General features: G+C 72.4%; 12 protein-coding genes. 9 read left to right on the plus strand and 3 right to left on the minus strand.

The window, feature by feature from the left end; all coding sequences use genetic code 11:
- Nucleotides 1–45 precede the first annotated feature (45 nt).
- The 4 genes from ACZ6AA_RS03920 (at nt 46) to nudC (ending at nt 7,023) form a co-directional block, all read left to right on the plus strand.
- Nucleotides 46–741 (plus strand): hypothetical protein, encoded by a 696-nt coding sequence (locus tag ACZ6AA_RS03920; protein ID WP_468451540.1) that lies wholly within the window; start codon nt 46–48, stop codon nt 739–741.
- A 99-nt stretch (nt 742–840) separates the two neighbouring features.
- Nucleotides 841–4,563 (plus strand): UvrD-helicase domain-containing protein, encoded by a 3,723-nt coding sequence (locus tag ACZ6AA_RS03925; RefSeq protein ID WP_471456119.1) that lies wholly within the window; start codon nt 841–843, stop codon nt 4,561–4,563.
- Between the two features lie 2 nt (nt 4,564–4,565).
- Nucleotides 4,566–5,987: a dipeptidase gene (locus ACZ6AA_RS03930; protein WP_468480560.1), complete on the plus strand. Its 1,422-nt coding sequence runs from the start codon at nt 4,566–4,568 to the stop codon at nt 5,985–5,987.
- A gap of 88 nt (nt 5,988–6,075) precedes the next feature.
- Nucleotides 6,076–7,023, plus strand: coding sequence for an NAD(+) diphosphatase (gene nudC / locus ACZ6AA_RS03935; protein ID WP_468451546.1), 948 nt, complete (start codon nt 6,076–6,078; stop codon nt 7,021–7,023).
- 26 nt (nt 7,024–7,049) lie between these two features.
- Here the strand turns inward: nudC and ACZ6AA_RS03940 are convergent, their stop codons facing one another.
- Nucleotides 7,050–7,292: a mycoredoxin gene (locus ACZ6AA_RS03940; protein ID WP_468451548.1), complete on the minus strand. Its 243-nt coding sequence runs from the start codon at nt 7,290–7,292 to the stop codon at nt 7,050–7,052.
- An 87-nt stretch (nt 7,293–7,379) separates the two neighbouring features.
- On the opposite strand from ACZ6AA_RS03940, the gene ACZ6AA_RS03945 reads away from it, so the two are divergent.
- From ACZ6AA_RS03945 to ACZ6AA_RS03965, 5 genes are all read left to right on the plus strand, one after another.
- Nucleotides 7,380–9,677: an ATP-dependent DNA helicase UvrD2 gene (locus ACZ6AA_RS03945; RefSeq protein ID WP_471456614.1), complete on the plus strand. Its 2,298-nt coding sequence runs from the start codon at nt 7,380–7,382 to the stop codon at nt 9,675–9,677.
- A 162-nt stretch (nt 9,678–9,839) separates the two neighbouring features.
- Nucleotides 9,840–10,196, plus strand: a complete 357-nt coding sequence (locus ACZ6AA_RS03950) for a hypothetical protein (protein ID WP_468451550.1) — start codon at nt 9,840–9,842, stop codon at nt 10,194–10,196.
- A 167-nt stretch (nt 10,197–10,363) separates the two neighbouring features.
- Nucleotides 10,364–10,732 (plus strand): WhiB family transcriptional regulator, encoded by a 369-nt coding sequence (locus ACZ6AA_RS03955; protein WP_030359819.1) that lies wholly within the window; start codon nt 10,364–10,366, stop codon nt 10,730–10,732.
- Nucleotides 10,729–11,052 carry a hypothetical protein gene (locus ACZ6AA_RS03960; RefSeq protein WP_468451552.1) on the plus strand — a complete coding sequence of 108 codons (324 nt, stop codon included), beginning with the start codon at nt 10,729–10,731 and terminating at the stop codon, nt 11,050–11,052. The genes ACZ6AA_RS03955 and ACZ6AA_RS03960 overlap by 4 nt, the downstream gene beginning before the upstream one ends.
- Before the next feature lie 136 nt (nt 11,053–11,188).
- On the plus strand, nt 11,189–11,404 hold the full coding sequence (locus ACZ6AA_RS03965; protein ID WP_468451554.1) for a hypothetical protein: 216 nt from the start codon (nt 11,189–11,191) through the stop codon (nt 11,402–11,404).
- 77 nt (nt 11,405–11,481) lie between these two features.
- On the opposite strand, the gene ACZ6AA_RS03970 is transcribed toward ACZ6AA_RS03965, so the two are convergent.
- Complete coding sequence (locus ACZ6AA_RS03970) at nt 11,482–11,991, minus strand: NUDIX hydrolase (RefSeq protein WP_468451556.1); 510 nt, start codon at nt 11,989–11,991, stop codon at nt 11,482–11,484.
- On the minus strand, nt 11,988–13,382 hold the full coding sequence (locus ACZ6AA_RS03975) for an ABC1 kinase family protein (RefSeq protein ID WP_471456124.1): 1,395 nt from the start codon (nt 13,380–13,382) through the stop codon (nt 11,988–11,990). Before ACZ6AA_RS03975 ends, ACZ6AA_RS03970 begins: the two co-directional genes overlap by 4 nt.
- Nucleotides 13,383–13,385: the final 3 nt, after the last annotated feature.

Genomic DNA, 13,385 nt, shown 5'->3' on the forward strand with positions numbered 1-13,385 from the left:
AAGGTCTCGGTGAACCTGAACTGTCCTACCCGAGGAGAAACGCACATGGCAGCCAACCGGAAGCTCCTGGCAGCGGCAGCCGCCTGCGCCGCCGCCGTCATCGGCGTCACGGGCTGCAGCAGCGACAGCGACGGTGCCAAGGACCCCTTCAAGGGCATGAGCGCCGACAAGATCGCCAAGAAGGCCTCCAAGGCCTCCAAGAACGCGGGCTCCTTCACGATGAAGAGCCAGGTCAAGGGCGACGGCGCGCAGACCACCGGCGAGTTCGCCGTCGCCAAGGGCGGCGACTGCAAGGCCACGATCGACTCGCGCAAGGACGGCCACTCCGAGATCCTCACCGTCGGCAAGTCCTCGTACGTGAAGGCCGACGAGAGGTTCTGGAAGGCACGCGCGGGCGCCACCATCGCCGGGCGCGTCGACGGGCGCTGGGTGAAGTCGCCCTCCCAGGGGCAGAGCGCCTGCGACCTCGGCGACATCTTCCAGGGCAAGAAGCTCAAGGGCCTCAAGCGTGCGGATGACGCCGAGGTCGACGGCAAGAAGACCGCCGTCCTCGTCAAGAAGAAGGGCGACGAGACCACCACCTTCTACGTCGCCACGGAGGGCAAGCCCTACTTCGTGAAGGTCACCAACGACGGTGACGACAAGGGCACCGCGACCTTCAGCGGCTACGGCGAGCCCGTCGACGTCAAGGCCCCGGCGCCGGGCGAGGTCGTCGACCAGAAGCAGCTCGCAGGACTCTGATCCGCCTCGCTCCTGTGACGGCGGCCACGGACACACGCGGCGGCGACGGACGAACCCGTCCCGCCCCGGATGTCAGTGGCCGCCGCTAGCCTCTCTGACGTGTCTCCTCGCCTCACCGACCCCGAGCAGCTCAAAGAGCTCCTCGGTATCCCGTTCACCCCGGAGCAGACGGCCTGCATCACCGCGCCGCCCGCCCCGCAGGTGATCGTGGCCGGAGCCGGGTCGGGGAAGACGACGGTGATGGCCGCGCGCGTGGTGTGGCTGGTCGGCACCGGACAGGTCGCCCCGGAGCAGGTGCTGGGCCTGACGTTCACGAACAAGGCGGCGGGCGAGCTCGCCGAGCGCGTCCGCAAGGCCCTCATCAAGGCAGGCGTCACGGACCCGGAGGCCGCCGACCCGGACAACCCTCCGGGCGAGCCGGTCATCTCCACGTACCACGCGTTCGCGGGCCGCCTCCTCACCGACCACGGCCTGCGCATCGGCCTGGAGCCCACCGCCCGGCTCCTCGCCGATGCCACCCGCTTCCAGCTCGCCGCCCGCGTCCTGCGCGAGGCCCCCGGCCCGTATCCCGCGCTGACCCGCTCCTTCCCCGACCTCGTCAGCGACCTGCTGACGCTCGACGGCGAGCTGGCCGAGCACCTGGTGGCACCCGACCGCCTCCGGGCGCACGACGTGGAGCTGCTCCGCGCCCTGGCGGGCACCAAGCTCACCAACGCCGACCTGCGCAAGGTCCCGGAGACGGCCACCGCCCGCCTCCAGCTCGCCGAACTCGTCGACCGGTACCGCGCGGCGAAGCGCACCCGCGACCTCCTCGACTTCGGCGACCAGATCGCCCACTCCGCGACCCTCGCCCGCACCCGCCCGGAGGTCGGCGAGATCCTGCGCGAGGAGTTCCGCGTCGTCCTCCTCGACGAGTACCAGGACACGTCGGTGGCCCAGCGCGTCCTCCTGGCGGGCCTGTTCGGCGGCGGCACCGGCCACCCCGTGACGGCGGTCGGCGACCCCTGCCAGGCGATCTACGGCTGGCGCGGCGCCTCCGTGGCCAACCTCGACGACTTCCCCGACCACTTCGCGCACGCCGACGGCCGCCCCGCCACGCGCCACGCCCTCAGCGAGAACCGCCGCAGCGGCGGCCGCCTCCTCGACCTCGCCAACGGCCTGGCCGCGCCGCTGCGCGCCCTGCACGCGGGCGTGGAGGCGCTGCGGCCCGCCCCGGGCGCCGAGCGCGACGGCAGCGTGCGCTGCGCCCTGCTGCGCACCCACAGCGAGGAGATCGCCTGGATCGCCGACTCCCTCGCCCACCTCGTGGCCACCGGCAAGGCCCCCGGGGAGATCGCCGTCCTGTGCCGCACGGCCGGCGACTTCGCCGAGATCCAGGCCGCCCTCGTCGCCCGCGACATCCCCGTCGAGGTCGTCGGCCTGTCCGGCCTGCTGCACCTGCCCGAGGTCGCCGACCTCGTCGCCGTCTGCGAAGTCCTCCAGGACCCGGGCGCCAACGCCTCCCTGGTGCGGCTCCTGACCGGCCCCCGCTGGCGGATCGGCCCGCGCGACCTCGCCCTCCTGGGCCGCCGCGCCCGCCTCCTCGTGCGGCACAGCGCCCCCGACGGTCCCGAGGACGCCGACCGGCGGCTCGCCGAGGCCGTCGAGGGCGTCGACCCGTCCGAGGTGATATCGCTCGCGGACGCGCTCGACACGTTCCTGGAGACCCCCGGCGACGGCTCCGGAGAAGACAGGCTGCCGTTCTCCGCCGAGGCCCGGGTGCGGTTCGCGCGCCTCGCCACCGAACTGCGCGACCTGCGGCGCTCCCTGGCCGACCCGCTCCTCGACGTCCTGCACCGCGTGCTCGCCGTCACCGGCCTGGAGGTCGAGCTCTCCGCGTCCCCGCACGCCCTGGCCGCCCGCCGCCGCGAGACCCTGTCGAACTTCCTGGACATCGCCGCGTCCTTCGCCGCCAACGACCCCTCGGCCTCCCTGCTCGCCTTCCTCGGCTTCCTGCGCACCGCCGCCCAGTACGAGAAGGGCCTCGACAACGCCCTGCCCGGCGGCGAGAACACCGTCAAGGTCCTCACGGCCCACAAGTCCAAGGGCCTGGAGTGGGACGTCGTCGCCGTCCCCGGCCTGGTCACCGGCACGTTCCCGAGCGCGCAGGGCCGCGAGAAGTGGACGGCCCAGGCCAAGGTCGTCCCGCACGCCCTGCGTGGCGACGCCGACACGCTCCCCGACATCGACGCGTGGGACGCCAAGGGCATGAAGGCCTTCCACGCCGAGATGAAGGACCATCAGCACACCGAGGAACTGCGCCTCGGGTACGTGACGTTCACCCGCCCCCGCAGCCTCCTGCTCGGCTCGGGCCACTGGTGGGGGCCCACCCAGAAGAAGCCCCGGGGCCCGTCCGACTTCCTCACGGCCCTGTACGACCACTGCGCGGCGGGCCACGGCGAGATCGAGGCCTGGGCGGACGCGCCGGACGAGGACGAGGAGAACCCGGCGCTGCACGAGAAGGCCGCCGACCACGCCTGGCCCCTGCCCCTCGACGCCGACTCCCTGACCCGCCGCCGCGCCGCCGCGGACACCGTCCTCGCCCACCTGGACCGCCTCGCGGCCGACGACGCCCGCTCCCACGAGGAGCCCCACCCCGCCGCAGGAGACCCCACCTCCGCGTACGCCGCCGAGCCCCCGGAGTACGCGACGGACCCGGACTGGCCGCCCCCGCCGGACGACGACGAAGGCGCTGCCTACGAAGACCACGCTCACGAAGACGACGCCTACGGAAGCGACGCCTACGAAGAGGCCGCCGCTGAAGACGCCGACAGCGCACACATCGACCACGTAGGCACGCGCCACAAACGCACTGGCGACCAAGCCGCCCACCAGGCCGCCGTCGAGGACCCCTCGGAGTGGGACTCCTGGTCCACGGAGCGCCCGACGTCCAAGCACCGCCCGGCGCCCACGGAGCCCCCGACCCCGCCGCACCCGAGGCACACCGTGTCCGAGGAGGGGGCCCTCGCCAAGGACGCCATCCCGCACGCCCGCGCCCCCAGGACGGCTCCGCGCCTCACCCCGGAGGAATCCCGCACTCTCGCCTCCTGGGACCGCGACCTGGACGCCCTCACCGGTGAACTGCTGCGTGCCCGTGAGAGCGTCCGTGACGTCCTCCTGCCGACCACGCTCACCGCCTCCCAGCTCCTTCGCCTCGCCGCCGACCCGGACGCCCTCGCGCAGGAGCTCGCGCGGCCCATGCCCCGGCCGCCGCAGCCCGCGGCCCGCCGCGGCACCCGCTTCCACGCCTGGGTGGAGGCACGCTTCGAGGAGCTGCGGCTGCCCATGCTCGGCCCGGACGAGCTGCCGGGCGGCGGCCCCGGCGAGGCGGAGATCGCGGACGAGCGCGACCTGGAGACGCTCAAGGAGGCCTTCGAGCGCACGGAGTACGCCCGTCGCACCCCCCACCGTGTCGAGTACCCCTTCCAGATCGCCCTCGCGGGCCGCGTCATCCGCGGCCGCATGGACGCCGTCTACAAGAACGGCGACGGCGACGACACCACGTACGAGATCCTCGACTGGAAGACCGGCCACACCCAGGACGCCGACCCCCTCCAGCTCGCCGTCTACCGCCTCGCGTGGGCCGAGCAGCACGGCGTGCCGCCCGAGTCCGTGGGGGCCGCGTTCCTCTACGTACGCAGCGGCGAGACCGTCCGCCCCGCGAACCTGCCGGGCCGGGCCGAGCTGGAGCGGATGCTGCTCGGCGAGGCCGCCGCGGTCGCCGGACAGGGGGGGGGACCAGTCGCACGACCGGAGCACTCCCGCGGGCCGATAGGCTCGTGACCATGAGCAAGACCGTCAACAGCTCTGACAGTGTCGTCAGCGCCGTCCGGGCGTACCTGGACGACCACCGTGCCGCCTTCCTCGACGACCTCGCCGAGTGGCTGCGCGTCCCGTCCGTGTCCGCACAGCCCGACCACGCGCCCGACGTGCGCCGCAGCGCCGACTGGCTCGCCGCGCGGCTCACCTCGACCGGCTTCCCGACGGTCGAGGTGTGGGAGACGGCCGACGCCCCCGCGGTGTTCGCCGAGTGGCCCTCCGGGGACCCGGACGCACCCACCGTCCTCGTCTACGGCCACCACGACGTGCAGCCCGCCGCCCTCGAGGACGGCTGGGACACCGACCCCTTCGAGCCCGTCGTCCGCGACAACCGCCTCTACGCGCGCGGGGCCGCCGACGACAAGGGCCAGGTCTTCTTCCACACCCTCGGTGTCCGTGCCCACCTCGCCGTCACCGGCCGCAGCGCGCCCGCGGTGAACCTGAAGCTGCTCGTCGAGGGCGAGGAGGAGTCCGGCTCCCCGAACTTCCGCGCCCTGGTCGAGGAGCGCGCCGAGCGCCTCGCCGCCGACGCGGTGATCGTCTCCGACACCGGCATGTGGTCCAAGGACACCCCCACGGTGTGCACGGGCATGCGGGGCCTCGCCGAGTGCGAGATCACGCTGTCGGGACCCGACCAGGACATCCACTCCGGTTCCTTCGGCGGCGCCGTGCCCAACCCGGCGACGGCCGCCGCCCGCCTCGTGGCCGCGCTGCACGACGAGCACGCGCGCGTGGCGGTGCCCGGCTTCTACGAAGGCGTCGTCGAGCTGACCGACCGCGAGCGCGAGCTCTTCGCCGAGCTGCCGTTCGACGAGGCCGAGTGGCTGCGTACGGCGAAGTCGCACGCGCCCCACGGAGAGGCCGGACACAGCACCCTGGAGCGCATCTGGGCCCGTCCGACCGCCGAGGTCAACGGCATCGGCGGGGGCTACCAAGGCCCCGGCGGCAAGACGATCATCCCGTCCGGAGCCTTCCTGAAGCTCTCGTTCCGGCTGGTCGCGGGCCAGGACCCGGAGCGCGTCGAGAAGCTCGTCCGCGCGTGGGTGGCCGACCAGCTGCCCGACGGCATCGGGCACACGATCACCTTCAGCGGCGCCACGCGCCCCTGTCTGACGCCGCTGGACCACCCGGCGCTGCAGTCCGTCGTCCGCGCCATGGGCCGCGCCTTCGAGCAGGACATCCGCTTCACCCGGGAGGGCGGCTCGGGGCCCGCGGCCGACCTCCAGGACGTCCTCGGGGCGCCCGTGCTGTTCCTCGGCATCTCCATTCCCTCGGACGGCTGGCACGCGCCGAACGAGAAGGTCGAGCTCGACCTGCTCCTCAAGGGCGCCGAGACGAGCGCCTACCTGTGGGGCGACCTCGCGGAGCACTGGCGCGGCGCCCACTGAACCGGCGAAAGGCGTCGCCCACCGCGATGCACACTGAAGAGACCCGCTCGCTGAACCACCCATTCCATCGGGGGAGTTGGAAGCACCAGTGACCACCTGGACCGACCGCGCAGCTGACCGTCCCGTCTCGCTCACCGCGCCGAGCGGCATCGACCGCGCGGCGCACCACCGTCTCGACGAGGCCTGGCTCGCCGCCGCGTGGAGTCACCCGTCGACGCGGGTCTTCGTGGTGTCCGGCGGCCAGGTGCTCATCGACGAGACCCCCGACGGCCGCACGGAACTCGTGATGACCCCGTCGTTCGAGGCGCCCCTCACCGAGGCGCACCGCTACTTCCTGGGGACCGACGACGACGGCGTGAGCTACTTCGCGCTCCAGAAGGACTCGCTGCCCGGGCGCATGGACGCGTCCGCGCGCGCCGCCGGGCTGCGCGAGGCCGGACTGCTGCTCTCCCCGCGCGACGCGGGCCTGATGGTGCACGCCGTGGCCCTGGAGAACTGGCAGCGCATGCACCGCTTCTGCTCGCGCTGCGGCGAGCGCACGGTCATCGCGGCGGCCGGCCACATCCGCCGCTGCCAGGCCTGCGGCGCCGAGCACTACCCGCGCACCGACCCTGCCGTGATCATGCTGGTGACCGATCATGAGGACCGGGCGCTCCTCGGCCGCCAGGTGCACTGGCCCGAGGGCCGCTTCTCGACCCTCGCGGGCTTCGTGGAGCCCGGCGAGTCGATCGAGCAGTCCGTGCGCCGCGAGGTCTTCGAGGAGGCGGGCGTCACGGTCGGAGACGTCGAGTACGTCGCGAGCCAGCCCTGGCCGTTCCCCTCCAGCCTGATGCTGGGCTTCATGGCGAGCGCCACGTCCTCGGAGATCAACGTCGACGGCGAGGAGATCCACGAGGCGCGCTGGTTCTCCCGCGACGACCTGCGGGCCGCCTTCGAGTCCGGGGAGGTCCTGCCTCCCTACGGCATCTCGATTGCGGCCCGCTTGATCGAGCTCTGGTACGGCAAGCCCCTGCCGAAGCCCGGCACGCTCGGCTGAGCCGGGCGCGCCGACCGGCCCGCGGGTCAGGCGGCGAGCTTCTGCTTCACCTGGGCCAGCGAGGGGTTGGTCAGCGTCGAGCCGTCCGGGAAGAGAACGGTGGGAACCGTCTGGTTGCCGCCGTTCGCCTTCTCCACGAAGGCCGCGGAGTCCGGGTCCTGCTCGATGTTGACCTCTTCGTACGTGATGCCCTCGCGGTCCATCTGGCTCTTCAGCCTGCGGCAGTAGCCGCACCACGTGGTGCTGTACATCGTCACAGTGCCCGGCATGTCTCTCGCGCTCCTTAAGCCTCGGGGTGCGTCACCGCACGTCGTGTGCGTAGCCGCACTGACTCGAACGTACGCGACCCGGTCACCATTCCCGCATTAGTACGACTGCGAGCGGCCCCCTGTGGACAACCGGCGCTGCCGCCCCGTGGGACCTGGCAGCATGGCGGGGTGACAGCAGCAACGCACTCCACCCTCTTCCCGCGGGTCCCGGACACCGCCGACGCGGTGCTCGACGGGCTCGACCCGGAGCAGCGCGAGGTCGCCACCGCCCTGCACGGGCCGGTGTGCGTGCTCGCGGGCGCGGGCACGGGCAAGACCCGCGCCATCACGCACCGCATCGCCTATGGAGTGCGGGCCGGGATCCTCCAGCCCACCAGTGTGCTCGCCGTCACGTTCACCAACCGCGCGGCCGGGGAGATGCGCGGCCGCCTGCGCCAGCTCGGCGCCACCGGCGTCCAGGCGCGCACGTTCCACTCCGCCGCCCTGCGCCAGCTCCAGTACTTCTGGCCGAAGGCCGTCGGCGGCTCGCTGCCCCGCCTCGTCGAGCGCAAGGTCCAGCTCGTCGCCGAGGCCGCGGCGGCCTGCCGCGTCCGCCTCGACCGCAACGAGCTGCGCGATGTGACCGGCGAGATCGAGTGGTCCAAGGTCACCCAGACCGTCCCCGCGGACTACGCGGCCGTCGCGGCCAAGTCCGGCCGCGACACCCCCCGCGACCCCGCCGAGATCTCCCAGCTCTACGCGGCGTACGAGGACCTCAAGCGCGACCGCGCGGTCATCGACTTCGAGGACGTCCTGCTCCTGGCCGTCGGCATCCTCCAGGACCGCCACGACATCGCCGACCAGGTCCGCTCCCAATACCAGCACTTCGTGGTCGACGAGTACCAGGACGTGAGCCCCCTCCAGCAGCGCCTCCTGGAGCTGTGGCTCGGCGACCGGGACAACCTCTGCGTCGTCGGCGACGCCAGCCAGACCATCTACTCCTTCACCGGCGCGACCCCCGACCACCTGCTGAACTTCCGCACCCGCCACCCGGGCGCCACCCTCGTCAAGCTCGTCCGGGACTACCGCTCGACGCCCCAGGTCGTCCACCTCGCCAACGGCCTGCTCGCCCAGGCCGTCGGCCGCGCCGCCGACCACCGCCTCGAACTGGTCTCGCAGCGCGAGCGCGGCACCGACCCCGTCTACACGGAGTACGCGGACGAGCCCGCCGAGGCCGAGGGCGCCGCCCGCCGCATCCGCGCCCTGATCGCCGACGGCGTCCCCGCGGGCGACATCGCGATCCTGTTCCGCACGAACTCCCAGTCGGAGATCTACGAACAGGCCCTGGCCGACCTGGGCATCCCCTACCTGCTGCGCGGGGCGGAGCGCTTCTTCGAGCGCACCGAGGTCCGCGAGGCGGGCGCGGCCCTGCGCGGCGCCGCCCGCTTCGGGGCCAACGACACCCTCCTGGACGACATGGTCGACCTGCCCTCGCAGGTGCGGGCCGTGCTGTCCACCAAGGGCTGGACGACCCAGGCGCCCGCGGGCTCCGGCGCGGTCCGCGACCGCTGGGAGTCCCTGGCCGCCCTGGTGCGCCTCGCGGAGGACTTCGCCGCGGCCCGGCCCGACGCCACCCTGGCCGACCTCGTGGCCGAGCTGGACGAGCGCGCCGCCGCGCAGCACGCGCCCACCGTCGAGGGCGTCACCCTCGCCTCCCTGCACGCGGCGAAGGGCCTGGAGTGGGACGCCGTGTTCCTGGTCGGCCTGGCCGAGGGCATGATGCCGATCACGTACGCCAAGACCGACGAGCAGGTCGAGGAGGAGCGCAGGCTCCTGTACGTGGGCGTGACCCGCGCCCGTGTCCACCTCTCCCTGTCCTGGGCCCTCTCCCGGTCCCCGGGCGGCCGTCCCAACCGGCGGGCCAGCCGCTTCCTCGACGGCCTGCGCCCCGGCTCGGGCACGGCCGCGGGGTCGCGCGCGGCGGGCGGCCCCGGCGGCATCGAGCGCGGCACCGGCCGCGTTGGTGAGCCCGGCGAGGCCGGAGCGCCCAGGGAGCGCCGCCGCGGCAGCCGCAGCCCCGCTCGCTGCCGCGTCTGCGGCCGCACCCTCACCGACGCCGGTGAGATGAAGCTCATGCGCTGTGAGGACTGCCCGTCGGACATGGACGAAGGGCTCTACGAGCGGCTCATCGAGTGGCGAGCGGGCCAGGCGCGGCGCCTCGGCCAGCCCCCGTTCTGCGTGTTCACGGACAAAACCTTGATCGCCATCGCGGAGGCCGTGCCGGAGGACGAGGGCGAGCTGGCCCGCATCCCGGGCGTCGTCGTCCGCAAGCTGCGTCACTTCGGTGCCGACGTCCTCGCTATCTGTGCAGGTCAGGAGCTTGCGGAGGACGACGGGGCGAGCTGATTCAAATTCGTCGAAAAAATAGTTTGCGCATGCGCAAGGAAGACCCATAGGTTCTTAAGCACGGGAACGGCGGCTTCTCCGAAGCCCTGGTCCCGTGCTGTACTTGTCAGTCCGAGGAACGGTTTCGGCCGCTCCCCTAGACGCCGAGAGGAGGCGATTCCAGTGATCAGCAACAACAAGAGCTTCATCAGCACCGTCAAAATGACCGATCGCTCGGTCGTCGCTTCCTGCCTGCTCGGCTTCTCGAACCAGGGCACCGGTCTGTCCGTCGGCAATGCCGCTCTGTCTCTCGGCACCGCCGCCGTGCGTCCGACCGCCCCCGCCCTGCCTCTGTCGGGTCTTGAGATCCGTGAGGGCAATGAGCGACCGACCAAGGCACCGGAAGCAGTAGCGACGGCACAGGCACACGCCTATGTCTTCGCGGCAGCCGGTGCCGGATTCCGGAACAAGACGACGCAGCAGCAGCACCACACGATGTGGGCCTTCCGTGGGCTCGAACCCTGGAGTGATCCAGTCTGATCTCGATCAGACCGGCGCCTTCAGGGCCGCGGAACCCCACCCGGGATCCGCGGCCCTTCTGTTTTCCCCAAAACCGGGAGAACAGAGCGAAGGGGCTGAGCAAGACCCGGTACCAGCCGCCAACCGGCCGACCCAGGCCGGCACGACCAGACGAGGAAAACACCACCGTGCAACTCGAAGCGCACGCCCCGTCCGTACCGCCTTCAGACACTCTCCCGCCGCCCGCACCCACGGAGGACCCGACCTTGACTCCCCTCACCGCGCTCACCGCGCTCGACGACGCCATCGAGAACCTCGGCGTACCCGTCCCGTGCCGTGCCTACGACCCGGAGGTCTTCTTCGCCGAGTCCCCGGCCGACGTCGAGTACGCCAAGTCCCTCTGCCGTACCTGCCCGCTGATGGAGGCCTGCCTGGCCGGCGCCAAGGAGCGGCGTGAGCCGTGGGGCGTCTGGGGCGGCGAGCTGTTCGTCCAGGGCGTGGTCGTGGCCCGCAAGCGGCCGCGTGGCCGTCCGCGGAAGAACCCGGTCGTGGCATGAGTACCGCCGGAACGATCGATCGCCCCGTGACGCACGACCCCAAGAAGCAGGCCCCGATGAAGGCACCCACGAGCGAGCCCACTCGCTCCGCCACCCGAGACTTCACCACCACCGGCGCGACCGGCTCGCGCCAGAACAGGACCCGCGAAATGCAACTCATCCCAGAAGCCCTGGCCCGTGCGCATATGCACGAACGCCTGCGTGAGGCCGAAGAGCACCGCCCGGCCGCGCGCCTGATCGCGGCCCGCCGCATGCAGCGCCGCGCCGAGCGCGCGTCCCTGCGCGCGAGGCGTGCCCTCGCCATCGCGGTCATGCAGTAGTTCCCACGAGCTCGAGGCACAGCCGAAGCTCCCGGTGAGCTTCACGGAAGTACCCCGCGGGGGCCGGTCCGAACGGACCGGCCCCCGCGGTGCGTTGTGCGCACCGATCCTCCGGTGGCGGCGATAAGGTCACCGCGTGGACCAGCAGCCTCCTGAACCTGCGGACGCCCGGCACGATGTCAGGAACGACACCGAGAACGTCGTGTGCTCCCGCTGCGGCACGGTCGCCGACGGCCGGCCCCCGACATGGATCTGCTCCGTGGAGAACGGCGCCCGGCACTACTTCTGCGACGCCTGCTCCCGGGACAACATCCGGGCGATCGAGGGACGACTCGACTCCGCTTGGTGGTGAGCCGCCCCTGTTGGTGGTGAGCGCCCCGTTGGTGGTGAGCCGCCCCCGGCCCGACAGCGGACCGGCCTGCCCGGGCGTCAGCCCCGGTGCGCCGCCACGTGGTGCTGGTACCCGAGGTCGACGGCCTGCGGCACCGCACCTCCCGCGGCGCGCAGCGCGCCCAGCAGCTCAGGAAGCTGCGGCGGCCACAGCGGCTCGGGGGAGTCGGCCAGCTCCCGGGGTGTCCACCAGCGCCAGCGCAGGATGCCGTCCTCGGCGTGCGCGGCGGCGGCCTCGCTCGTGGGCGGGCGGCGTGGCCCGCGGGCCAGGTAGATGTGCTCGTGCTGCCGCACCGGCACACCCGCACGGGTGAAGTCGTGCTCCCACGTGCACAGCAGGGCCTCCGGCCGGACGTCCGTCCAGCCGGTCTCCTCGCGCAGTTCGCGCAGCACGCCTTCGCGCGGCGCCTCGTCCGGCTCCAGGCCGCCGCCGGGCATGGCCCAGTGGACTCCCACTTCCTCGTTGTCGTACCCGAAGAGGAAGACCGCGTCGTCCGGGGCGATCACCGCAACCCGCGCCGCGCGACGGGGCGTTCTGCGCACGATCACGCCTCCGCCACCTCCTCGATGCCGTCGTCCGCGAGGCCGTCCGCCAAGTCGGCCTGCTCCTCGTCCTCCTGGGCGACGAACCCCGGCAGCCACTCCTCCAGCTCCTCCCGCATCCGCACCGTCGCACCCAGCTGACACAGAACACCGATGGTGCTGAGCGTCACGCGGTGGATCAGGAGATACGACGGCGGGAGGTTCAGCCGCTTGCCCAACTGGTGGGCGGGGGAGCGGGGGTCGGCCACCCGGGCCGCCTGGCTGCGCATCCAGCCACGGGTGAAGGTGAACTCCTCCGCCACCGCCGGCTCGATGATCGGCAGCAGATAGTCCAGGACGGCTTCCGGCTCCAGATCGACCGTCTCCTTGACGAAGCCCTCCTCGCACAGCATCTCGTAGACCGCGTCCGCCTCGCCCTCGACGGTCAGCCGCAGCGAGTCGCCTATCGTCGGGGGCAGCCCACCGGGCAGCCGGTCCACCGTGCCGAAGTCCAGCACACCGAGCCGCCATTCGCCCTTCTCGCCGGTCAGCAGCCGGAAGTTGCCCGGGTGCGGGTCGGCGTGCAGCAGGCCCGTTCGGGCCGGTCCTGAGAAGAGGAAGCGCGTCAGGAGCTGGCCGGCGCGGTTCTTCTGATCCTGTGTCCCCTCCGCGATCACCTCCGACAGCGGCACCCCGTCCATCCACTCCGTCACCAGGACCTGCTCGCTCTGGTGGACCACGTCCGGCACCACGACATCCGGGTCGTCCGCGAACTCCTCGGCGTGGGCGCGCTGGGCCTGTGCCTCCAGGCCGTAGTCCAGCTCCTCGGAGACGCGGTCGCGCAGCTCGGCGATGAGCGGCTTGATGTCCATGCCCGGAATCAGGGGGCCGAGGACCCGGGCGAAGCGGCTCAGTTGGTTCAGGTCCGAGAGCAGCGCCTCGCCCGCGCCCGGATACTGCACCTTCACCGCGACATCGCGCCCGTCCGCCCACACCGCCCGGTGCACCTGACCGATCGAGGCCGCCGCCGCGGGCTTGTCCTCGAACTCCTGGAAACGCTCGCGCCAGTCCGCGCCGAGCCGCTCCGCGAGCACCGCGTGCACCGTGCGCGTCGGCATCGGCGGCGCCGCCTCCTGAAGCTTCGTCAGCGCTGCCCGATAGGGCCCCGCCACCTCCTCCGGGAGCGCCGACTCGAAGACGGACAGCGCCTGCCCGAACTTCATGGCGCCGCCCTTCAGCTCGCCGAGGACCTTGAACAGTTGCTCCGCCGTGCGCTGTTGCAGCTCCCGGCCGACGATCTCCGCCGACTTGCCACCGATCCGTTTGCCGAGCCCCCAGGTCGCCCGCCCGGCGAAGCCGAGTGGCAGCGCGGCCAGCTTGGCGGTACGGGTGACCGCCTTCCGGGGAAGATCAGACATGCG

It is taken from the genome of Streptomyces sp. NPDC040610 (genome assembly GCF_055594065.1).